Origin of the sequence: Gluconobacter potus (assembly GCF_015244705.1) — a bacterium.
Taxonomy (GTDB): Bacteria; Pseudomonadota; Alphaproteobacteria; order Acetobacterales; family Acetobacteraceae; genus Gluconobacter; species Gluconobacter potus.
Window position 1 is genome coordinate 1 of sequence record NZ_JABCQF010000005.1, and the last position, 22,446, is coordinate 22,446.

At 60.8% G+C, this 22,446-nt stretch carries 15 protein-coding genes; 8 read left to right on the forward strand and 7 right to left on the reverse strand.

What is annotated here, in order from left to right; all coding sequences use genetic code 11:
- Positions 1–238: 238 nt before the first annotated feature.
- A complete protein-coding gene (locus HKD31_RS09245) occupies positions 239–1,930 on the reverse strand; it encodes an alginate export family protein (protein WP_194264832.1) in 1,692 nt (563 codons plus the stop codon).
- Positions 1,931–2,029: 99 nt separating this feature from the next.
- Positions 2,030–2,617 carry an IMPACT family protein gene (locus HKD31_RS09250; protein ID WP_194264833.1) on the reverse strand — a complete coding sequence of 196 codons (588 nt, stop codon included), beginning with the start codon at positions 2,615–2,617 and terminating at the stop codon, positions 2,030–2,032.
- Between the two features lie 80 nt (positions 2,618–2,697).
- On the opposite strand from HKD31_RS09250, the gene HKD31_RS09255 reads away from it, so the two are divergent.
- The 4 genes from HKD31_RS09255 (at position 2,698) to HKD31_RS09270 (ending at position 10,389) form a co-directional block, all read left to right on the forward strand.
- Entirely contained in the window at positions 2,698–5,286 is a 2,589-nt protein-coding gene (locus HKD31_RS09255) for an MMPL family transporter (protein WP_194264834.1), read from the forward strand.
- A gap of 111 nt (positions 5,287–5,397) precedes the next feature.
- Positions 5,398–5,961: a VOC family protein gene (locus HKD31_RS09260; protein WP_194264835.1), complete on the forward strand. Its 564-nt coding sequence runs from the start codon at positions 5,398–5,400 to the stop codon at positions 5,959–5,961.
- Positions 5,958–6,473, forward strand: coding sequence for a cupin domain-containing protein (locus HKD31_RS09265; RefSeq protein ID WP_194264836.1), 516 nt, complete (start codon positions 5,958–5,960; stop codon positions 6,471–6,473). The genes HKD31_RS09260 and HKD31_RS09265 overlap by 4 nt, the downstream gene beginning before the upstream one ends.
- 712 nt (positions 6,474–7,185) lie before the next feature.
- Positions 7,186–10,389 carry a TonB-dependent receptor domain-containing protein gene (locus tag HKD31_RS09270; protein ID WP_228120436.1) on the forward strand — a complete coding sequence of 1,068 codons (3,204 nt, stop codon included), beginning with the start codon at positions 7,186–7,188 and terminating at the stop codon, positions 10,387–10,389.
- A 140-nt stretch (positions 10,390–10,529) separates the two neighbouring features.
- Here the strand turns inward: HKD31_RS09270 and HKD31_RS09275 are convergent, their stop codons facing one another.
- Genes HKD31_RS09275 through HKD31_RS09285 form a run of 3 tightly spaced genes read right to left on the reverse strand, consistent with a single transcriptional unit; the run spans position 10,530 to position 13,020 of the window.
- Positions 10,530–11,765, reverse strand: coding sequence for an NAD(P)/FAD-dependent oxidoreductase (locus tag HKD31_RS09275; RefSeq protein WP_062496435.1), 1,236 nt, complete (start codon positions 11,763–11,765; stop codon positions 10,530–10,532).
- 38 nt (positions 11,766–11,803) lie between these two features.
- Positions 11,804–12,772: a nucleoside hydrolase gene (locus HKD31_RS09280; RefSeq protein ID WP_194264837.1), complete on the reverse strand. Its 969-nt coding sequence runs from the start codon at positions 12,770–12,772 to the stop codon at positions 11,804–11,806.
- On the reverse strand, positions 12,769–13,020 hold the full coding sequence (locus tag HKD31_RS09285) for a DUF3297 family protein (protein ID WP_041112680.1): 252 nt from the start codon (positions 13,018–13,020) through the stop codon (positions 12,769–12,771). Before HKD31_RS09285 ends, HKD31_RS09280 begins: the two co-directional genes overlap by 4 nt.
- 181 nt (positions 13,021–13,201) lie before the next feature.
- Between HKD31_RS09285 and HKD31_RS09290 the strand changes: the two genes are divergently transcribed.
- From HKD31_RS09290 to HKD31_RS09305, 4 genes are all read left to right on the forward strand, one after another.
- The gene (locus HKD31_RS09290) at positions 13,202–14,407 is read left to right on the forward strand and encodes a lipase family protein (RefSeq protein WP_194264838.1); all 1,206 of its coding nucleotides are present in this window, start codon (positions 13,202–13,204) and stop codon (positions 14,405–14,407) included.
- An 80-nt stretch (positions 14,408–14,487) separates the two neighbouring features.
- Positions 14,488–15,291 carry an SDR family NAD(P)-dependent oxidoreductase gene (locus tag HKD31_RS09295; RefSeq protein ID WP_194264839.1) on the forward strand — a complete coding sequence of 268 codons (804 nt, stop codon included), beginning with the start codon at positions 14,488–14,490 and terminating at the stop codon, positions 15,289–15,291.
- 80 nt (positions 15,292–15,371) lie between these two features.
- Positions 15,372–18,677 (forward strand): efflux RND transporter permease subunit, encoded by a 3,306-nt coding sequence (locus HKD31_RS09300; RefSeq protein ID WP_194264840.1) that lies wholly within the window; start codon positions 15,372–15,374, stop codon positions 18,675–18,677.
- A gap of 20 nt (positions 18,678–18,697) precedes the next feature.
- Positions 18,698–20,623: an alpha/beta hydrolase family protein gene (locus tag HKD31_RS09305; protein ID WP_194264841.1), complete on the forward strand. Its 1,926-nt coding sequence runs from the start codon at positions 18,698–18,700 to the stop codon at positions 20,621–20,623.
- A 34-nt stretch (positions 20,624–20,657) separates the two neighbouring features.
- Here HKD31_RS09305 and flgA read toward each other — a convergent pair whose 3' ends face one another.
- Together flgA and flgG are read right to left on the reverse strand one after the other, a co-directional pair.
- Positions 20,658–21,650 carry a flagellar basal body P-ring formation chaperone FlgA gene (flgA, locus tag HKD31_RS09310; RefSeq protein WP_194264842.1) on the reverse strand — a complete coding sequence of 331 codons (993 nt, stop codon included), beginning with the start codon at positions 21,648–21,650 and terminating at the stop codon, positions 20,658–20,660.
- 2 nt (positions 21,651–21,652) lie between these two features.
- The gene (flgG, locus tag HKD31_RS09315; RefSeq protein WP_011252520.1) at positions 21,653–22,444 is read right to left on the reverse strand and encodes a flagellar basal-body rod protein FlgG; all 792 of its coding nucleotides are present in this window, start codon (positions 22,442–22,444) and stop codon (positions 21,653–21,655) included.
- Between the last annotated feature and the right edge of the window lie 2 nt (positions 22,445–22,446).

Here is a 22,446-nt window from a genome sequence, read left to right on the forward strand (position 1 = left end):
CAACATCAAAGAAACCAGGCTGCTTCATCTGCCATCATCCCCAATCAACGCAGGAGAGATGGAATCACAGAGGAACCCTCAAATCCAGAAGGTTTTTCGAACCCTCCAGGTCCGGGCCGGACGGCGGCTTCTGAAAACCCGTTTCTCGGCACAGGCCGTTATCGCCGCCCTCTCCCCTGTCCTGCCAGAGGTCTTTCCAGCGGCCGAATCCGGCCCGCCCGTCCTGAACTGAGACGCCTCAGAAGCGGAACACGACATTGGACTGGGCGTAGCTTCCGCTTTTACCGCCCGCCGCATGCAGCCCGTTCGAGGCCATGAACCGTGCGCCATAGATCTGCCAGGTCAGATGCCGGTTGAGCTGGAGCTTGAGCGACGCCTGCGGCACCACACCAATATAACCACCGTGATAGGTCTTCGAGAATGTGTACGGACCGGACGAGTTCCAGATCGCGCCATCCGCATTGTCCCGCCACATGAACGGCACCTTGAACTGGATGCTCGCAAAGCCTTTCCAGGGCGTGACACTGAGGACCGGTGAAACACTGACGAGGTTGGACGGCTGGATATAGGTCGTGGTGTCCAGATAGTTCGTCTGCGGATTGAAGGGCGCCATATAGGTCTGGACCGGCCCGTTCGTTCCGTCCGCGCCGCCGGAATACAGATCCGCCTGAACGCCGATGAACGGATGCAGCGGAGACGGCGTATGGCGGTATCCCACGATCGTGTTGACCGAATAGGCCTGGACAGCACTTTTGTGCTCGCTCCCGGATTTCTGGAACGTTCCGTCCTGATAGAGGCCGCCGAACGAATATTCGAAAGACGCAGCGGTGCCGTACCAGCGGAAACCCACATTCCCGCGTGAGGACGTCCCCTTCAGGGAGCCGGATGCGAGCGGCACGACCGACAGACTGCCGCCATAGCGGTATCCGTAATAGAAGATGTCCAGAAACGAGTGCACCGTTTCTCCGCCAATGAAGAACTGCGGCACCAGAGCGGTGATATCCCCGCCATACAGGCGCGTGCCGTAATCTTCGGTGTCATGGAACATCAGGGTCGCGTCCGTCTTGGTCTGGACGAAATCGAACGCATCGACCCGGATATTGGGCCAGATCGCATAGATGCGGCCACCATTCCAGGACAGCGGCACGTTGGGCGTCTCGCGGTTATACAGAACGTAGGACGGCGCATCGAGGAACTGCTGACGACCGAACATGAAGCCGGTCTGCGCCCCCGCCAGCTTGCCCTTGAACTCGATGAAAGCCTGCTGAAGATCCAGCCGCTTGCGGTACGTCGTGTTGTAACCAAAACCTTTCCAGCCGCCTGCATCGGCGTTGATGAGTTGCCCAAACAGCCGGACATGCTCGCCTAAATGCAAATCCGCGCCATACAGGTTCCGCACGCCGAAACGGCCGGAATTGCTACCGCCCTTCTTTCCCAGAAAGGGCGTCTCTTCATACCAGTTTCGTAGCCGCGTCTCGCCGGAAAAGGAGAGCCAGATCGTCTTTGCATCGTTCAGGGCAATGAATTTGAGCGGATCGAACGGATCATCGCGCCGGCTTTTGTCCCGCAGGAAGCTCCAGTCTTCTGCCCAGGGCGCCACACCATAACGACCAACCGGCCCGAAGCCCGCTGATTCGCCGTTGCCGTAGCTGAACGCGCCCCACGGGCCCTGCCGTCCCTGCGGCGCATGGTTCTGACTGGCCACGACACGGCGCGGCTGACCCACGACACCGGCATGGGGATAGTTCTGGATGGGCGGACGTTCCGTAGACGGGACATGGATCCATTCCTCCGTCTGCGTGACTTGCGCAGGCGTCACCGGCGCTGCGGGTGATGAGGGCTGAGCTGCCACAGCCACATGCGGTGCGCAGATTTCCAGCGCCATCAGGGCCAGAAGGGACCGGTTCCGGTATGAATGATGACGCGACATGCCCTGAAAACTCCAGACGGGGTTCGCAGAACATTAGGCAGCGCCGCAAAAACATCAATCGTCATAGTTTTAAATAATTTATACGATTTATTTTAGTTTTTATTCAGGTCGCGTGATGTCCATCTGTCCCCGCGTCAGATCCCGCAGCCAGTCCGTGATGGCGTCCGCTTCTTCGACCGGCACGGCCAGCGTCATCCAGGCGCCTTCCCCATCGAAATCACATTCCAGCCGGGTCGCACGCCAGCCATCGATCTTCGATTCCACCATCGCAAAGCTGGAAAACGGACAGTGAAACCGCAGCTTCACGGTCTCGATCCGCTCGATCCGGTCCGCTTCGCGCAGACAGGCCGACGCCGCGCCGCCATAGGCCCGGACAAGCCCCCCGGCCCCGAGCTGCACGCCGCCATACCAGCGCGTAACGACGATCATGACATTGTCGAAATCCTGCCCTTCGATGGCAGACAGAATCGGCCGCCCCGCCGTGCCCCCCGGCTCTCCGTCATCGCTGCACCGGAAGCGCTGGCCCGTTTTGAAAGCCCAGCAGTTATGGGTCGCATCCAGGACGGCCACCTCGCGAAAGAAGGCCATGGCGGCGGCTTCATCTTCCACCGGGGCGGCGGAAGCACGGAAAACACTGTTCCGAATCACACTTTCGTAAGTCGCAGGGCCGGGAAGAGTCCATGTCATGGCTTTCCTTCTGCCTCAGGATCGCTGAAATGTCAGGATGGGGTAGGGAAACGCTGCACGTTCTGTTAAGGGTAGGCCCCATGTTTTCGGATCTGACCGGTCGGCTGAATGCCGTCTGCGCGCGTCGTGCGCCCCTTGTTCTGGCGCTGTTCGCACTGCTCTGTGCTGGCTGCGTTGCCCTGAGTGTCACACGGATCAGTGTAACGACTGACACGAGCAAGATGTTTGCCAACACTCTGCCGTGGAAAAAGCGGAGCATGGAGCTGACGCGCCTGTTCCCGCAGGACAGCAACCAGCTCGTCGCCATCATCGACAGCCGCATCCCCGAACAGGGACGCATGGCCGCGAGACAGCTCGCTGCGACGCTGGGTCAGGACCACACGCATTTCAAGACGGTCAGCCTGCCCGGCGACAACGCCTTCTATAACAGCCACGGCTTCCTGTTCCTCGACACGAAGGATCTGGAGCCGCTGCTGGATTCGATCGTCTCCGCGCAGCCCTTCCTCGGCACGCTGGCGGCTGACCCGTCCGCCCGCGGCCTGTTCGGCGCGCTGGGCCTGATCGGCGAGGGTATCAAGGCCGGACAGGGCATCCCGAGCGGCTTCAATGGCGCACTGGACGGTTTCGCCAACGCCCTGACAGCGGCGGCAAACGGCCATCCGCAGGACATGTCCTGGCAGAACCTGCTGATCGGCAAGCTGGCAGAGCTGGGCTCGCAGTACGAATTCGTCGTCACGCAGCCGAAGCTCGACTACAGCTCTTTCCAGCCGGGCGAGGGCGCCACGACCGCCATGCGGCAGGCGATCAACAATCTCGAATTTGTGAAGACGAAGCAGGCGTCGGGCATCATCACCGGTGAAGTGAAGCTGTCGGACGAAGAGTTCTCCACCGTCGCACACGGCATGGTGCTGGGCCTCGTCATCTCGCTCGTCCTCGTGGCGGTCTGGCTGATCCTCGCTGTCCACTCCCCGCGCGTCATCATCCCCATCCTGCTGACCCTCATCAGCGGCCTGCTCCTGACGACGGGCTTTGCGGCTCTGGCAGTGGGTGAACTGAACCTGATCTCAGTGGCCTTCGCGATCCTGTTCGTCGGTATCGCCGTCGATTTCGCCATCCAGTACAGCGTGCGCCTGCGCGGACAGCGCAATCCGGACGGCTCACACCCGTCCCTGCATGACGCCATCATCCTGACAGGTCAGGAAAGCGGCGCACAGATCCTTGTCGCAGCCCTCGCGACAGCCGCGGGCTTCCTGGCGTTCTATCCCACGAGCTTCATCGGTGTGGCACAGCTCGGCCTGATCGCAGGCTTCGGCATGCTGATCGCCTTCTTCTGCACCATGACGCTGCTGCCAGCGCTGCTGTCCATTTTCCATGCGAAACTGGGCAATGGCACCCCGGGCTTTGCCTTCATGGCCCCCGCAGATGCATTCCTGCGCCACAAGCGGCACAAGGTCGTCGGCGTCTTCGCGCTTCTGGGAATCGTGGGGCTGGCCCTCATGCCGCTCCTGAAATTCGATGCCGATCCGCTTCACACGAAAGACCCGAACACCGAGGGCATGCGCGCCCTGCATCTGCTGGAAGCTAACCCGCTCACCACGCCCTACAGCGCGCAGGTCCTGACGCCGAACCTGACGGAAGCCGCCCGGCAGGCCGCAGCGTTCTCGAAGCTGCCGAGCGTGCATGACGTGCTCTGGCTCGGCGCTCTGGTTCCCGATGACCAGAAGACCAAGCTGGCCATGATCGAGGACACGGCCTCCATTCTGCTGCCGACCATCACGGTGCCCAATCCTGCACCCGCGCCGGACGCCGCGGCCATCCGCGCCGCCGCCGTTACGGCCGCGCAGAAGCTCGATGCCGTAAAGGATCAGCTCCCCGCCCCGCTGGAAAAGATCCGCCAGGCCCTGCACACGCTCTCGACGGCCCAGGACAACACGCTGCTTCAGGCCAGCACGTCCCTGACGCGTTTCCTGCCGGACGAACTATCGATGCTGCGCACGGCACTTCAGCCCACGCCGGTCACGATGGAAAGCATCCCGCAGGATGTGCGTCAGGACTATGTCCTGCCCGATGGTCGCGCCCGCCTGACGATCCACCCCAAGGGCCAGATGTCCGAAACCCCGGTGCTGCACCGCTTCGTCAAGGAGTTGCGCTCAGTGAATCCGGACGTCGCCGGCCCTGCGATGGAAATCACGGAGAGCGCCAACACGATCGTCCATGCCTTCACGGTCGCGGCCATCTGCGCGCTCATCGTGATCGCCATCATCCTGCTGGTCGTCTTGCGCCGCCTGCTGGACGCGGCCCTCGTCATGGCACCGCTGCTGATGTCCGCGCTGCTGACGGTCATTCTGGTCGTCACGGTGCCGGAGACGCTGAACTACGCCAACATCATTGCCCTGCCCCTGCTGCTGGGCGTGGGCGTGTCGTTCAACATCTATTTCGTCATGAACTGGCGCGAGGGCGTGAAGGGTCCGCTGACATCGCCCACGGCGCGCGCGGTGCTGTTCTCGGCCCTGACGACCGCCACGGCCTTCGGTTCGCTGGCGCGCTCCGGCCATCCGGGTACGGCCAGCATGGGTCGGCTGCTGCTGATGTCGCTTGGCTGCACGCTGCTGTGCACGATGGTCTTCGTCCCGGCCCTGCTGCCCAAGCGTCCGATCGACGAGGCCTGACCCAGGGCACGCTCTACCGGCCTCTGACATGGTTTGCAGCAATGTGACACACATTCTGGCAACCGTGCGTTTCCTCAGGGGTTGAGATCTTCCAGAACGGAGGATCTCCCCTTGAGCACAGAGCATTCAGGCCTGCCGCGTGGCATCGACCATGTCGGCGTCACCGTCCCGGACATCAACGCCGCCATCCGCTTTCTTGAAGAAGCCTTTGGCGCCGTTGCCCTCTACCGCAACGTCACCCGCACCAAGCCCCAGAAAGGCCCGGAGACGGAAAAGATCCTCGGCCTGCCTCAGGGCACCGCCGTCATCGAGATGTGCATGATGGCGCTGGGGCATGGGCCGGGAATCGAACTGTTCGAAATGAAGGGCCCAGACCAGCGCGAGGCCGCACGTCCGTGTGACTGGGGCCTTCAGCATTTCGCAGTCTATGTCGATGACATCCATGCCGCCTGTCACCGTTTCCAGGAAGCAGGCGGCACCCTCCTGACCGAACCGCAGGGTCAGCCCTCGCTCGAAGCCGCGCCGGGCAACATGTTCTGCTACGGCCGCACGCCCTGGGGCATGATCGTGGAACTGATCAGCACTCCCCATCAGGAACGCTTCAACGACATCGCCCCTATGGACCGTTACCAACCGCCCCCGCGTGCCACCCCGCATAAAGGATCAGACGCATGACCCGCTTCATTCCTCTGGCCGCGGCCCTGCTGGCCGCTTCCGTTTTTGGGAACGCGCATGCTGCCGATCCCACTCCGCCAACAGCCTGGTACTGGCACAACTGGACCGATCATGACGGTGTCAGCCACATGACCCGCTGCCCGTTCCATGATTACGATCTGAAAACCATGTCCAAACCTGCCGGCCCGCAATGGCAGGATCATGTGCATGAAGGCAACGCGCACATCATTTCCACCGTGCAACCTGCCCATTGGGATGGAAGCTGGCACCCCGATCCGAAAGTCCAGTGGATCATTCCGCTGAAGGGGTCCTGGTACGTTACGGCCATGGACGGAAAGAAAGTCGTCATGGGGCCTGGCGACGTCTCTCTTGGCGAGGACCAGATGAGCCGCCGGGACGCAAAGGGACATATCGGTCATTTCGCCGGGAATATCGGCGACGGCCCCGTCACACTGATGGTCATCCAGACCGACGAACAGCCGACCGTGGATAAGCCCTGCCGCTTTCATTAAAACTTCAGAACAAACTGCTGTTCAGTTCAGATCCGAACTGGCCCACCCGTTCGCGCACCCCTGTTATGGGAACCGCAACAGGATATAGAATCGGGTAACAACACTCCGTTCTTGTTAAGAGTTCGCAAAAGAGCTGAACAAACCGATTTTTCCTTGGTTTTCAAACAATCACGCCATGAAAGATCCCTCGCAAAGACACCATGACAAACCGTGACTAAGTAACATTGCCAAAAATACAGAATGACAACCCAAGAACTTCACGAGAGTTTAAATTGAAATAAAAATCCAGAAAAATCGGACAATAAATACGATTAAAATAAATTATGAAACAAACATTATAAATAAAAAAATAAACCAAAATAGCAATTTGATTACATATTTTCATATATAGTTTACTTACAAAATAACAACAGAACAAAAACATCTCTTATTATATATTTAGATTTTCTTTCTGTATTTTTTTGACACATACTTCAAGAAAAACGGAATGTGACATAAGCGCAACGCCTTTCATGACATGTGACAGGCATGTTGCATTCTTGTAGCAAAAGGATTGCACACCGTTTCGATTTCCGATGAAAATGTGGCCAGAGATACAAAACTTTCTTGCGACCTTATTCGAGAAGGGACCACGGCCGCGATGACCACCTCTGTGCAACATTCACTGAAAAGACGCACACCTGCACCCCGGACGGTTGTCCGGATGTTCCTGATGGCGGGTATTTCCTACAGTGTCCTGCCAAGTGTCAGTGCGCACGCCCAGACCACCACGACCGCACCCGCAAAACATGTTTCCGCTCACAAGAGCGCAGCCAGGAAAAAGGCTCCGGCAAAGGCTGCCACGACAGCCAGAACTGCACCCGTCGCCGCTCCGGCAGCCACTGCCGCAACCCCGGTTGCAACCGCGACGGCGACTGCTCCGGTAACCCAGTCGAACAGCAAGGTGTTGCAGCAGGGAACGGAAGCTTCAGACACAGCTGAAGTCGTCACGGTCACCGGTACACGTCTGTCCCAGACGCGCCTGACAAATGTCATGGCCGGAACCTCGCTCAGCGCCGACCAGATCAAGAAGCGCGGCTACACCGATATCGGCATCGCGCTGATACGTGAAAACCCGGCTTTCGGTATCGGCGACAACTCTCCGATCGGCACCCAGGGCAGCTTTGGTGCTGGCCAGTCCTACACCTCACTTCTGAACCTCGGCAGCCAGCGCACGCTGACGCTGATAGACGGCATGCGTATGGTCGGCGGCGAGACAGCCTCGCTCTACGGCGCAGGTTCGGGCTCGCAGGTTGATATCAGTGCCATTCCGACATCCCTGCTGAAGGGCGTGGACACCAAGCTGGGCGGCGCAGGCGCGGCCTATGGTGCGGATGCCGTCGCAGGTGTGGTCAACTACCAGCTGGACGATCACTTCACCGGCGTGGACTTCAATGCCCAGGGCAACTGGAGCCAGAGGCTTGATGCGCCCGGCGAGAAAATCACCTTCAAGGTCGGCCATGACTTCGACCACGGCAAAGGTGGCATGGTATTCGACGTCGAATACCGCAATCAAGGCGGTATGCTCGACAATGACCGGATCAACCTGACCGGCCGGAATGCCACGACCTATGTCCGTGAGCCCATTGGTTCAACGTCGCCCTACACCTATGATTTTGCCCGCGGCGCCCGTAACGTCATCGCATCCGTCACCGGTGTTCCGCAGCTGACCGGCGATAGCCCACCAGTCTACGGCGGCCAGGTCCTGAGCGGCATTTCCAATGCTGCTGGCCAGCCCCTGATGTTCAGCAGCAATGGCCAGTCCCTCGTCCCGATGACGTGGAACTACGCCACCAAGAGCCCGACAACGGTCGTGGGCGGTAACGCAACGGCACTTCAGGATTACGGCCAGCTCTATGCCCCGACCCAGAAGCTGAACCTGACCCTGCTCGGCCATTACGACATCACCGACCACATCCACGCGACGTGGCAGGGCTGGTACGCACGTGGCACCGCATCCAGCGAAGTGGCGCAGGGCACCTGGAATACGCCGCTCTTCGCCGATCCGCTGACGATGGACAACTACCATAACTATGGTGAAGTGAACGGTGCCTACGCACTGAGCACCAACAATCCGTATCTGTCCTCGGCCGCACGCACGTCGATCGTGAACGCCCTGTCCGCAGCTGGCCTGCCGACCGATACATTCTACATGTCGCGTCTGAACCAGGATCTGGATGCGGGCATGTATCAGACGACGATGCAGATGTACCGCTTCCAGGGCGGGCTGAACGGTGACTTCGACGCCGTCGGCCGTCACTTCGACTGGAAAGTCCGGGGTGAATACAGCCGCTATCTGAACGATACGTGGCAGCCTTCCATCGTCACGCAGAACCTCATCAACGCGCTCGACGCCACGACGGACGCCAGCGGCAACATCGTCTGCGCACCCGGCTACACCAGCGCCCCCATCAAGACCCGCAGTTCCACCTGCGCCCCGTTCAATCCGTTCGGCAACGGCCAGTCCACACCGGCAGCACGGGATTACATCATCGCCGACGCGCACCAGAAGAACGCCAACGCACAGCGTGACCTTCAGGCCGAAATCTCCAGCACGGTCATGCGGCTCCCCGCCGGCGACGTGCGCTGGGATATCGGTTACGAGCACCGCCGCGAAGGCTATCGCTTCAACCCGGGTGCCTTCTCCCGCGGCTGGGAACAGGACGACGGTTCGTACCTGCAGTACGGCAACTCGACCTCGCTTCCGCCCACGGGTGGCGCGTACCACACGCATGAAGTCTTCGGCGAACTTGATGTTCCGCTGGTCTCGCCCAACATGCACGTTCCTGGTGTCTACAGCCTGTCCGCCACAGCGAACGGCCGTTACATCAACAACAGCATGACCGGCGGCTACTGGACCTACATGTTCGGTGGAGCCTGGTGGCCGACGCAGGACATCGGCCTGAGCGGCAACTATGCCCGCTCCGTCCGTAACCCGTCCGTTACCGAACTGTTCGCGCCGCAGAGCACGGACTACGAAGACGGTATCGATCCCTGCTCGTCCGCTGGCCTCAATGCCGGCCCGAACCCCGCCGTGCGTGCAGCCAACTGCGCCAAGGCCGGAATCAAGCAGCCGTTCGAGTCCAACTTCAACAACTTCACCGTGCAGGGAACTGCGGGTGGTAACAGCAAGCTGAAGAACGAAGTCTCCACCAGCTACACCGGCACCCTGGAACTTCGTCCGCACTTCATCCGTGGTTTCGACTTCCGCGGCTCCTTCGTGGACGTGAAGATCAACAACGCGATCACGTATCTTGGTGCCCAGGACATCATGGACGGCTGCTACGACTCGACGTCCTATGGTCCGGGCAACGCCTATTGCGCCGCCTTCACACGCGGAGCGGATGGCCAGCTCGAGAACTTCACGGCCGGCTATTACAACATCGCCAACTACGAGACGCAGGCTCTGCAGGCCAATATCGAATACAACACTCCGCTGTCACGCTTTGGCCTGCCGTCCTCGGCTGGTGAAATCGGCCTGACCGGAAACTATGTCCACTATCTCAAGAGCCAGCAGAGCTATCTGGGCAACACCTATCTGCTGACCGGCACGACGGGCTCGCCTAACGACAACTTCACGCTTAACGCGAACTATATCCGTGGTCCGTTCACCCTTCAGTGGCAGACCCTCTGGTATGGTCCGTCCCACTACGCGGTCCAGGTCCCTGCGACCCAGTACTTTGCCAACAAACGTCCGTCTTTCGCCATGTTCAACCTGACGGTTGGCTACGAAATCACCCGGAACTTCAGCGCAAACTTCATGGTGAACAACATCACGAACGCGCTGCCGAAGTACCCCGGCGCAGTCAGCCTGACGCGTTACTACGATGCGATCATCGGCCGTTCCTTCCAGATGAACCTCGGCGTTCATTTCTGATCCTCCGGTCAGACGGAACACTGGAAAAGAGGGGCTTCGGCCCCTCTTTTTTTGTCTGTCGTCCCAAACGCAGGCACAAAAAAACGGGACGGATTTTCATCCGCCCCGTTTCCCGTTCCAGCTCCCGGTAAGGGAAAAGGTCAGCCCGTCTCTTTGGGCGTGTGCTTGACCTTGATGTTGTAGCCTTTGAGCATTCCGTACCAGTACAGACGGGGAAAGACTTCCGTCTTGAGGAACCAGGCGAAGCGGCTGGGCTTGCGCTGGTCATAGGGAAAGCTCGGCGCAACCTTGCCGCCATACAGAAACTCGGCCAGCACGACCTTGCCGTAAGACACCGTCAGCGGGCAGGCGCCATAACCGTCATAGCTACCCATCTGCGGGCGGCCATCGAGCGAAGCCAGCAGGTTTTCCACAACGACCGGAGCCTGTTCGCGGGCAGCAGCGGCCGTTTTGGCATTGCTGGTTCCCAGAACGTCACCGGCGCCGAAGATGTTGTCATAGGTCTTGTGGCGCAGGACGGTCGGATCAACGTCCAGCCAGCCGGCTTCATTGGCGAGCGGGCTTTTCTTGACGAAATCCGGAGCGCTCTGCGGCGGCACGACATGCAGCATGTCGAACTGGCGCACCACGGTCTGGTCCGTTCCGACGATCTGGAACGTGGCCTCGCGCTTCTCACCGTCCACCTTGATCAGGTTTTCCTTCAGATGAAGGTTCACGCCGTAATAGTCGATCTCGCGCTGAAGCGAAGGGACGAAATACGGCACACCGAACAGCGCGTTTCCGGCCAGCGAGAAATCGACCTCCGTGCGATGCAGCGAACCTTCCCGACGCCAGTGATCACACGCCAGATAGACAATCTTTTGCGGCGCACCGGCGCATTTGATTGGCATGGGCGGCTGCGTGAACAGAGCCTTGCCACCATCCAGATGTCGGATGCATTCCCAAGTATAAGCAGCCGTCTCGCGCGAATAGTTGGACGTCACACCATTGCGGCCCAGCGTTTCGGGCAAGCCTTCGATCTTGTCCCAGTCGAGCTGAAGGCCGGGGCAGACAACCAGACGGCGATACTCGACAACGCGGCCACTTTTCAGCGTCACGGTATTGGCTTCGGGCTGAAAGCTCTCAACGCTGTCGCGCAGCCACGTGACATTGCGCGGAATCAGGCCGCCTTCCTGCCGCAGCGTTTCGGGCAGCGTCATCACGCCCGCGCCCACAAGGGTCCAGCCCGGCTGGTAAGCGTGAGTCGTGGACGGTTCGATGATGGCTATCGACAGATTGGCGCGCTCGCGCCTGAGCTGGGCTGCGATGGTGATGCCGGCGGCACCGCCACCAACGATGACGACTGAGAAGCGATCCTGCTGGGTCGGGTCTGCCATGTTCGGTTACTCCAACGTCATTGTACGACGGAAAGAGTCTAGTCCAGAAGGGCAAGTCTTTCCGTCAGAAGGGAATAGAAGGCGTCTGAATCAACGTCATTGATCCATAACGCATTCGGAACGCGATCGGTTACGTTCCACAGGTCAACAACACTCTGACCCACACACAGCGGCGCGTCGACCTCGATTTCCACATTGCAGTCGCGCCCCGAGAACAGTTCCGGCTTCAGAAGCCAGCCGATGGTGAGCGGATCATGCAGCGCACCGCCCTCCCAGCCGTATTTCAGCTTCTCGAAGCGGTCTTCCGCGCCCAGCATCCGCACCACCATGTTCGTCACCGGCGTGCCGACCGCGGCAATCGGCGCCAGACGTGCTGGGGTCGCAATGGCGCGATGCGTCACATCCAGCGGCAGGAGCGTGATGGGGATGCCGGAATGCATGACGATCCGGGCCGCATGAGGGTCCACGAAAAAATTGAATTCTGCGGTCGGCGTGATGTTGCCGCCTTCGCGCTGGGCCCCGCCCATGGCCACGACTCCCGCGATCCGGGACGCGATATCCGGCGCATGGGTCAACGCCAGAGCCAGGTTCGTCATCGGGCCGAGGCAGACGAGCGTGATCGCGCCCTCGGGTTCACGACGCAGCATGTCCACGAGCCAGGTCGCGGCATCAATCGCCTGCGGCCGCAGAGTCGGCTCGGGAAGATCGGCGCCGGCCATGCCCGTTTCGCCATGAACGTGCTCGGCGCTGATGGGCGCGCGATGCAGGGGACGAGCCGCACCTGCAAAAACAGGAATATCGGTGCGGCCTGCCAGTTCGAGCAGGGCACAGGCATTCTTCGTCGTCAGGGCAACGGGCACATTGCCGGCAACGGTCGTGATGGCCTCGACCATCAGTTCCGGCGAGGCCAGCGCCAGCAGGATGGCAACCGCATCGTCCTGACCCGGATCGGTGTCGATGACGATGCGGCGGGGTGCGATCGGTGCGGAGCCGGCCTGTGTCATCATGCTTCTTCTTCGGAGTCCTTGATCCAGACCTCAACCGGTCCCGTAACCTTGATCGTCATCGGGCGGCCACGACGATCCAGCGTCTTGCCAACGGCCAGACGGACCCAGCCTTCGCTGATGCAGTATTCCTCGACAGTGGTGCGCTCTTCGCCCTTGAAACGGACACCGATGCCGCGCGAGAGCAGCTCTTCGTTGTAATACGGGCTGTCCGGGCTGGCGGAGAGACGATCGGGAATGGTGTCGGTCATGGCGGGGATATCCTCGTTGTATCAGATCCGATCGTGTCGGACCGGCTCGTCAGAGGTCTTCTCTGTAGCGCCGGATGCGCGGCTCTCCAAGTCCGTCCCCGTTCCGGAACAGGACATGGCCGCTCCCACAGGACGCAGAGCGCTGCTATGAGAGACGCTCCCCGTCGGAGACAGACCTCTCATGCCGTACCGCTCTTTTCGCCGCAAACCGGAGCGCCGCCTTCCCGGACTGACCGCTCTCGCATCGCTTCTGATGCTGCTGACGGCAGGAGCCGCCCTCTCCGGCTGCGCCTCGGATGACGATGGCGACAACTGGTCCGTCAGCGCTCCGGTTTCGGCCGGTCAGGCCATCCGGCTGGACTCCGTGCCGTCCCATGAGCCGGCCTCGGTCTATCGCCTGACCTATCGCAGTACGGATGCGCGCAATCCGCAGCAGCTCGTCCGCGTCTCCGCTCAGGTTCTGGTGCCGCGCGGTCGTGCGCCGGCAGGCGGCTGGCCTGTTCTGGCCTGGGCGCATGGGGAAAGCGGCCTGCACCTGACCTGCGCACCGTCCGTCATGGGGATCGGCACCGTGCAGGCGCATTTCTATGACGGCTGGCTGCGTCAGGGCTTTGCAATCGTCGCAACCGACTATCCCGGCATGGGCGAGCCCGGCGCGCCACTTCTTCTGAATGCACGCTCGGAAGGCATGAGCATGCTCGATTCCGTCCGCGCCGCCCGCGAGCGCCTGCCGGACCTGTCGGAGAACGTGGTCCTGAACGGTCATGCACAGGGTGGGCAGGCTGCCCTCGCCGCCGCCGCGATGGCCTCCACCTATGCGCCGCATTTGCGGATTCTGGGCACAATCGCCGCTGCCCCGCCCTATCTTGACGAGCAGACGGTGCAGGAGCTTCTGCACCCCAGCAATCCGCGCAGCTTCTCGCCCGCCGTGCCGGAACTGCTGACCCTGGGGCAGTCGCTGGTCGAAGCCGATCCGTCCACGGATATCAACGAGGCCTTTACGCCCCGGGGACAGCGCCTTTTGCATGAGGCCGGGTCCATGTGCGCGTCGGATTTCTTCCCAATCGCCAAACGCTCAGGCCTGACGCCCGCAACACTGCTCGAACCCGAAGCCAGCCGTGTGCTGGCGCCGGTTTTTGACTGGGCGAAATATCCCGGCTTCTCCCTGCCCTCGCCCGTGCTCATCGAGTCCGGCGCGCAGGATCTGCACACCTCCACCAGCCAGCAGAAACGCCTCGTCACCCGTCTCTGCACCGCCGGAACCGCCGTGACGCACCGAATTCATGACGCCAGCCATAACGGCACCCTCGCCGCCATGATTACGGAGGCCCACAGCTTTGCAGGGCAGCTTCTGCAAGGCACGAAACCCCGTTCGGACTGCAATTAACCAGACCAAGCACAGGGGCAGAAGATGTTTTCACCCCGGCGGGGGTCGCATCCCGGAAACACTCTGTTAGACTCTGCCGGATGAATATCCTGATTACAGGGGCCGCATCCGGCATCGGACGCGGTCTTGCCCTGAAGCTGGCCCGCCCCGGCGTTTCCCTGCACCTTTGCGATCATGCGGCAGACGGCCTGATGGAAACGGCCTGGCAATGCGACAAACAGGGCGCCAGAGCAGTCCCAGCCGTTCTGGACACACGAAACCGGCAGGGCATGGCGGACTGGATCGCAACCGCTTCCGGCGAGCGGCTCGACATGGCGTTCCTCTGCGCAGGCATCACGGGGGGTTTGCCTCCTGAAGCCGATGACGGTCTGGTGCTGGAACGTGAAGAGCGCGTGTGGGAGATGCTCGACACCAACCTGACAGGAACGCTCAACACGTTCTTTCCGGTCGTGGCGGCCATGCACAGGCAGCAGCGGAATGGCGAGAACCTTCGGGGGCGGATCTGCGTGATGGCGTCCGTCGCGGGATTCGTCTGCTATCCCGGCACCCCCTCCTATTCCGCGTCCAAGGCCGCGCTGGACCGTTTCATCGTGGCCAATGCCGCCCATCTGCAGCGCTTTGGCATCAGCCTGACCAGCGTGTGCTGCGGATTTGTCGATACGGCCATGGTAAAGCAGAACCGTTTTCCGATGCCGGGTCTGGTGCCCACGGAAGAAGCCGTCCGCCGGATCCTGCGCGGCACGCTGCGCCAGACGCGACGGGTAATCTTCCCATCCTGGCTGGTCATGGGCTCCCGACTGATGGACCTGCTACCACCCCGGCTGGCCGAGCGGTATTATATGACCCAGCCCTCTGCCCAGCCGGCGGGAATGCCCGATTTCTGACTCCCTGCACGGCGGATAACTGACATTTTGTGTCCTATCAGTAATGACCTTCGGCGCGGTTTTATGGATAAACTGGCCGCATGAATTTCTGCCGCCTGTTCATAGACCGCCCGGTCGCGACGACACTGATGTCCATTGCCATCTTCATGGCGGGCTTCATCTGCTATCCGCTCCTGCCTGTCGCCACGATGCCGGACATGACCACAACGTCCATCATGGTCGTGGCCACCCAGCCGGGCGCGGACCCGCAGCAGATGGCGACATCCGTCACCACACCTCTGGAGCGCAGGCTCGGATCGATTGCGGATCTGGAAAGTATTGAATCCGATACCAGTGCCGGACAGGCCCAGATTTTCCTTGAATTCTCGTCGTCGCGGAACATCGACGGCGCTCTGCGTGACACGCAGGCCGCCCTGCGCGCCGCGAGAGCCGACCTGCCGACCGGGACGATGGATGCCGATCCGCAGGCCTTCAAGATGGATGGTGGCGGCTTCCCGGTCTATCTGATGAGTCTGACCGGCGACCAGAAAACCCAGGCCGAGCTCTACGATATCGCCAATATCCGCATCAAACCGCTTCTGGCCGAGGTCAAGGGCGTGGGCCGTGTGGAGGTCGTGGGATCGACGAACCCCGCCGTCCGTGTCGAGCTCAATCCAGGTCCGCTCTACAAATGGGGCATCGGCTTTGAGGACGTCCGCACCGCCCTTGCCTCGGCCAATGCCTTCACGCCCAAAGGCTTCATCGACAGCAACGGGCAGCGGATGATGCTGTCCACCAACGACCAGGCCATCAACGCGTCCCAGTACCGGGACCTGATCGTTGGCTATCGCAACAATTTCTATCCGGTCCGGCTAAGCGACATCGCCACCATCACCAACAGCGTTCAGGACGTCTACCAGACCAGCTACATCAACGGGCATCGCGCCGTTACCCTGGTCGTGACCGCCCAGCCGCATGCCAATACCGTGGCCATCGTGGACGGCATCAACGCCAACCTGACGCATCTGCGCGACGCCCTCCCCGCGGACGTCAATCTGGTCGTGGGCCTCGACACGTCGCGCTCCATCCGGGCATCCCTCGCGGATGCACGCCTGACGCTGATCCTGTCCGTCGTGCTGGTCGTACTCGTGATCCTGCTGTTCTTCCGCAAGCTGATCACAACGCTCATTCCGGCTGTAACGGTCCCCATCGCCCTCTCCGGGACACTGGCCGCCATGGCTGCGTTCAACTTCACGCTCGATGTCCTGTCACTCATGTCCCTGACCATCGCAGTGGGTTTCGTGGTCGATGACGCCATCGTCGTGCTGGAAAACATTGCCCGCCACATGGAAGAAGGGAAAGACCGCTACGAGGCCAGCCTGATCGGCGCTTCAGAAATCGGCTTCACGGTCCTGTCCATCAGCGCCTCACTGGTCGCGGTATTCATCCCGCTGCTGTTCCTGCCCGGCAGCGCTGGCTCGATCATGTTCGAATTCTGCATGACGATGATTTCCGCCATCGTGATCTCGATGTGGCTCTCCCTGACGCTGACGCCGATGATGTGCGCGCATCTGCTGGAAATCGACCACGGTGAGGAATCCCGGAAAGGCATCCTCGGCCACATCGCTTTCGTCACGGAAACCTCGCTGGGCTGGACGCTGAAACAGTATGGCCGGTCCATGCACTGGTGCCTGCGCCATCCGGTCCTGATGGGTCTGACCCTGCCGCTCAGCTTCGTGGTGCTGGTGGGTTCGGTCGTGCTGATGCCCAAGGAATTCATCCCCTCGCAGGACATGTCGCTGCTGGCCGGACGCATCAAGGGCGATGCCACCATGTCATTCCAGGAAATCGACCGGCGCCTGCGGGAAATCGGCGCCATTACCCAGACGGACCCGGACGTTACATCGACAACCATCTTCAGCGACGACAAGAACAGCGGTGAACTCTACATCCACCTGAAGGAAAAGGAGGAGCGCGCGTCTGCCGAGGTCATTCTGGACCGTATCCGCAAGCGCCTGCCCGATGAGCCTGGGGCCGACATCTCGTTCTGGAGCGTTGGCGGCAGCAGCCAGGGCGGCAGCAGTTCCAAGAATACCGGCAGCTACCGCTACGTCCTGCGTGGAGACAACGTCGCCGACCTGTTCGGATATCTCCCGACCCTGCTGAGCGCCCTGCGCGCCTCGGGCAAGCTGGTCAATGTGTCTTCCACGACCGAGGGACAGTCGGTTGCGGCCTACATCACCGTTCACCGCGACACGGAAGCACGCTATGGCATCACGCCGCAGCTGATCCAAAACGTGCTGTATGATTCCTACGGCCAAGCCATCGTTTCCACGATCCACCTGCCTACGACCGAGCACCGCGTCGTCATGGTGCTGGCTCCGCAATACCGCATGGACCCCGAAATGCTCCGGCAGGTCTGGATTTCCACGTCCGCAGGCACGGCAGCCGGTGGCGTGGCCTCCAACCTGATCCGGGTCCGCAGCGACGCCAGCACGTCCGCGAACAGCTTCACGTCCCTGGCCACGGCCTCCATCCAGAACTCGCTGGCCAACCAGATTTCGGGCAATTCCTCCAGCGGCGCCGCAGTCTCCTCCTCGACCGAGACCATGATCCCGCTGATCAACGTGGCTTCCGTCCTGTGGAAGCCACAGCCCCTCGATATCACCCATCGCGGCAGCTATTATTCCGCCAATATCTCCTTCGATCTGGCGACCGGCGTGAGCTATAATGATGCGGTCGAACTGATCAAGCAGACCATGCAGGACACCCACGCTCCGGACGGCGTTCTGGGCGACTTCACCGGGACGGCCGGCGATACCCGCAAGCTCATGATCAATGGCGGTCTGGCGTTCCTTGCCGCGATTGCCGTGATGTATATCGTGCTGGGCATTCTCTATGAGAGCCTGATCCATCCCATCACGATTCTTTCCACCCTGCCCTCCGCCGGGATCGGCGCGGTTCTGGGGCTGTGGATCGCGGGAGAGTCTTTCAGCATCATCGCCATGATCGGCATCATCCTGCTAACGGGCATCGTCAAGAAGAACGCCATTCTCGTCATCGATTTTGCAATCCACGCTGAACGTATCGAAAAACTGTCCCCGAAAGATGCCATCTTCAAGGCGTCCATTACCCGCTTCCGCCCCATTCTGATGACGTCCCTTGCCGCCGCTCTGGGCGCGGTCCCCCTCATCATCAGTAACGGGTATGGCGCGGAAATGCGCCGGCCGCTGGGCGTTTCGATCCTGGGCGGCATGGTCGTCAGCCAGCTTCTGACACTGTACACCACGCCGATCGTCTATCTATGGATGGATGCCATCGGCATGAGAAGTAAACGTCTTTGCCACTGGTTGCTCGGCCTTGTGCGTCGGCACAGCGGCACCGAGCCCTCCGCCAGACAGATCTGAACCCGGACGACAAACGACCCATGACCCTATCCCGTCGCATTGCCTTGTTGGCAGCCATGTTCCCCATGACGGCACTGGCCACCCCCGTCCAGCTTTTTGACCATATTTCCATTTCCCCGGATGGAAGCCGGCTGCTTTCTCTGGAGGAGCCGACCGGAGACACCGCACAGCCCGACAGTTCACGGCCCGTGCTGTACACGCTTCCGTCCGGCACCCGCAGCGATCTGGCTCTGTGTCATGGTTGTGAAGCAAGTTCGTTTGCCTGGCGCCGGGACGGGCAGGCGCTGGCCTATGTCCTGAAAGATCCTTCGGTCAAAACCCTGTCGGTCTGGCAGGCGGACCGGGACGGTCACCATGCGGTGCAGCTCTTGACTTTCAAGGGAACGCTTCAGTCCCTGTCCTACGGACCAAAAGGCCAGCTTGGTGTTCTGGCGATCGAAAACGCACATCGCCAGCCCGGCGCGATGGAAGCAGGAGCGCCTCCATCCGGAGAAATCAATGCGCAGATCGATGAACAGCGGATCGCCACGATTGAGAACGGTCACCTGAACTGGCAGTCGCCAGCGGATTTGTATGTCTACGAATATGACTGGCGGCCGGACGGACAGAGCTTTGTCGCCACGGCAGCCCCGGGCAACGGGGATGATCACTGGTGGGTCGCAAAGCTCCACGCCATTGAAAACGGCCACGACACCGTCCTTTACACGCCACCCCAGCAACAGCAGCTCAACCTGCCACGGGTCTCCCCCGACGGAACAAAGGTCTCCTTCATCGGTGGCCTGATGAGTGATTACGGGGCGATTGGCGGCGATGCCTATAGTCTGGACCTGACGAAGCCCGGCGCCCAGCCGGTCAATCTGACACCGGGTCTGAAAGCGACTGTCACCGACCTGTCCTGGGACTGCGGACCAGGCCTCATCGCCACGGGCCTCAAGGGAGATCGCAGCGTCATCTGGTCCTTGCAGGGTGGACTGAGGCCGCTATGGGAAGAGGCCATGATGCTGTCCAACGGCCGATCCGAACCCAGTCTTTCCTGTGCCGGACAGCACACGGCCATCATCCGGCAGAGCTTTGAGAAAGCCCCGGAAACCGCCGCCGGTCCTATCGGGCAGTGGAAGCCTGTCAATCGCGATAATGCCGCCCTGCCACCCCATCTCAAGGCACGCAGCCTGACGTGGAAAAGCGATGGCTATTCTGTACAGGGCTGGCTTCTGGAACCTCTGAAGCGCAAGTCGGGCGTGGAACAGAACGGCAAGGTTCCGATGATCGTGTACGTTCACGGTGGCCCGTCCAGCGCTTCAAACCCGCGCTATTTCCGCGACAATAGCAAGCTAGCGATGGCACTCTTGAATGCGGGGTATGACGTCTTCATGCCCAACCCGCGGGGCAGCTATGGACAGGGCGAGGCCTTCACCGCAGCAAACCGCCGGGACTTCGGGCATGGAGATCTGCGGGACATCCTGCGCGGCGTCGATATGGCAGAAAAGGTCGCGCCCATTGATGACCACCGCCTTGGCCTGACCGGTTTTTCCTATGGTGGCTACATGACAATGTGGAGCGTCACCCAGACAGACCGTTTCCGCGCTGCTGCTGCAGGTGCTGGCATTGCGAACTGGCTATCCTATTATGGCGAGAACAACATCGACAGCTGGATGCTGCCGTTTTTTGGGAAATCCGTTTACGACGATCCGGACATCTATGCCCATTCCTCGCCCATTCTCTATATCCGGCAGGCGCATACGCCGACCTTCATTTACGTTGGTTCAGCGGATGAGGAATGCCCGATGCCACAGAGCCAGGAATTCTTCCACGCGCTCCAGACGCTGCATGTTCCAAGCTCACTCGTCATCTATCCCGGGCAAGGGCATGGCATGAGCAACCCACAGGCTTGGGAAGATGCGGTCCAGCGCACCATTCACTGGTTTGATCGTTATCTGGTGAAATAACAGCCAGAGCCTGGACCTTCCTCTTTCTGAAAGCTCAGAGAGAGGGAAGCGCTGTGGTCTGCTGATGCGTCCGGTTGTCGGTGGAAAGCGGCATGATGCCGGGGATGACTTCCACTTCCGTCCGATCCACAACACGCCCCGTCAGGACCATGCGGCTGCTGGCATTGTAGACATGCACGGTGTCACCTTTGCCGCCTGCTTCCAGAACGGTTCCTGAAACCGTTAGATGAAGGCTCGGGCCGGAAAATGCCGCGACCACCGGCGATCCGCGATGCACGAGTTGCGGATGCGCGAGTTCGGACACGCTGAGGACCTGACCGGCGGCGAGCACACCCCGCGCCTCAAGACCGACAGCATCTTCGGGAGACTGAAGGGCATCATCCGGAATCAGGCCGATGCGAACAAAGGTCATGGTGACGTCTTCTGGCAGAATGGGCTGTCCCAGATGCATGGCGTGACGCAGGGTCACGGCCCGGACTTCCATGGTCGCCGTTCCGCTCACATTGAAGGCCGTCCCCTGTCCGCCGCTTGCAGAGGCAACTTCAAGGCGCGCGGTAAAATGCTCGCTGCCATGAGGGGGACGATCGATATGCAGGATCGTCGGTGCCGCCTGATCCGCGACGGGAACCGCAACAGGCTTGAACCCGGTCAGGGCCACCTCAACCCGGGCCTCGGACGGAAGCTCCAGACCTTGCCGGATGACGGGAAGCACATCATCAACCGTGATCATGCGCGCCGCATGCGTCACGGTCACAGAAACTAGCGGAGAAGCATCGGGCCAGTCCACGCCGAACTGGGCGGCGATGGCTGTCAGCTGCGGACCACCGACCACATAGCTTGCCCCCAATGCCGGGGCGTCGCCGATCTCGGTGTCCTGTCCCTTGCCCAGATCGGCGAACAGGTCGGACAGACGCACGCGGGGATGATCGACATTGACGTTTGTCCGCAGGGTTGCGGCAGAGGCGGACGACAGTGCTGTGCATCCTGCCAGCAGCAGGATGCCACCTTTCAGCAGGATACGGCTCATGCTTAGCCACCACCCAGATTGGTCACGGTCTTCATCATGTCGTCCGACGCGGTGATGACCTTGCTGTTCATCTCATAGGCGCGCTGGGCAGTGATAAGATCGGTGATTTCCGTCACGACATTGACGTTCGAGTTTTCGACGTAACCCTGCATGATGCTGCCGTAACCGACAGCTTCAGGATTGCCCATCATGGCGTCGCCCGATGCTGTCGTCTGGGTGAACAGGTTCTGTCCCATCGCAGCCAGACCGTTCTCATTGGTGAAAATACCAAGCTGAAGCTGCCCGACAAGCGTCGTGTTGTTCTGCCCGGCAATCTGCACACTGACCTGACCGGACTGATCGACGGAGATGCTCTGGGCATTGTTGGGGATCGTAATGGTCGGGCTGATGAGATAGCCGTCCGCCGTCACGAGAGAGCCGTTATTGTCCATCGAGAACGTGCCGTCACGGGTATAGGCAAGCTGCCCGGACGGAAGCTGGACCTGGAAATAGCCTCGTCCCTGTACAGCCAGATCCAGGGAATTGCTGGTCTGTTCGAGACTACCCTGATCGTTGATGCGGTAAATCGCGGCCGTCTTCACACCAAGGCCAACCTGAGCACCCGCCGGAATGGTTGTACCCGTATCAGACGAACTGGCGCCGACACGGCGGATGTTCTGGTAGATCAGATCCTGGAACTCGGCACGGGAGCGTTTATAGCCCGTCGTGCTCATGTTCGCGATGTTGTTGGAAATGGTTTCGACGTTGGTCTGCTGGGCCTGCATGCCCGTTCCGGCGATGTCGAGTGCGCGCATGG

Coding starts and splice junctions, on each gene's coding strand:
- HKD31_RS09245 (WP_194264832.1), bottom strand. CDS start 1,930: ATGTCGCGTCATCATTCATACCGGAACCGGTCCCTTCTGGCCCTGATG.
- HKD31_RS09250 (WP_194264833.1), bottom strand. CDS start 2,617: ATGACATGGACTCTTCCCGGCCCTGCGACTTACGAAAGTGTGATTCGG.
- HKD31_RS09255 (WP_194264834.1), top strand. CDS start 2,698: ATGTTTTCGGATCTGACCGGTCGGCTGAATGCCGTCTGCGCGCGTCGT.
- HKD31_RS09265 (WP_194264836.1), top strand. CDS start 5,958: ATGACCCGCTTCATTCCTCTGGCCGCGGCCCTGCTGGCCGCTTCCGTT.
- HKD31_RS09270 (WP_228120436.1), top strand. CDS start 7,186: ATGGCGGGTATTTCCTACAGTGTCCTGCCAAGTGTCAGTGCGCACGCC.
- HKD31_RS09275 (WP_062496435.1), bottom strand. CDS start 11,765: ATGGCAGACCCGACCCAGCAGGATCGCTTCTCAGTCGTCATCGTTGGT.
- HKD31_RS09280 (WP_194264837.1), bottom strand. CDS start 12,772: ATGATGACACAGGCCGGCTCCGCACCGATCGCACCCCGCCGCATCGTC.
- HKD31_RS09285 (WP_041112680.1), bottom strand. CDS start 13,020: ATGACCGACACCATTCCCGATCGTCTCTCCGCCAGCCCGGACAGCCCG.
- HKD31_RS09290 (WP_194264838.1), top strand. CDS start 13,202: ATGCCGTACCGCTCTTTTCGCCGCAAACCGGAGCGCCGCCTTCCCGGA.
- HKD31_RS09295 (WP_194264839.1), top strand. CDS start 14,488: ATGAATATCCTGATTACAGGGGCCGCATCCGGCATCGGACGCGGTCTT.
- HKD31_RS09300 (WP_194264840.1), top strand. CDS start 15,372: ATGAATTTCTGCCGCCTGTTCATAGACCGCCCGGTCGCGACGACACTG.
- HKD31_RS09305 (WP_194264841.1), top strand. CDS start 18,698: ATGACCCTATCCCGTCGCATTGCCTTGTTGGCAGCCATGTTCCCCATG.
- flgA (WP_194264842.1), bottom strand. CDS start 21,650: ATGAGCCGTATCCTGCTGAAAGGTGGCATCCTGCTGCTGGCAGGATGC.
- flgG (WP_011252520.1), bottom strand. CDS start 22,444: ATGCGCGCACTCGACATCGCCGGAACGGGCATGCAGGCCCAGCAGACC.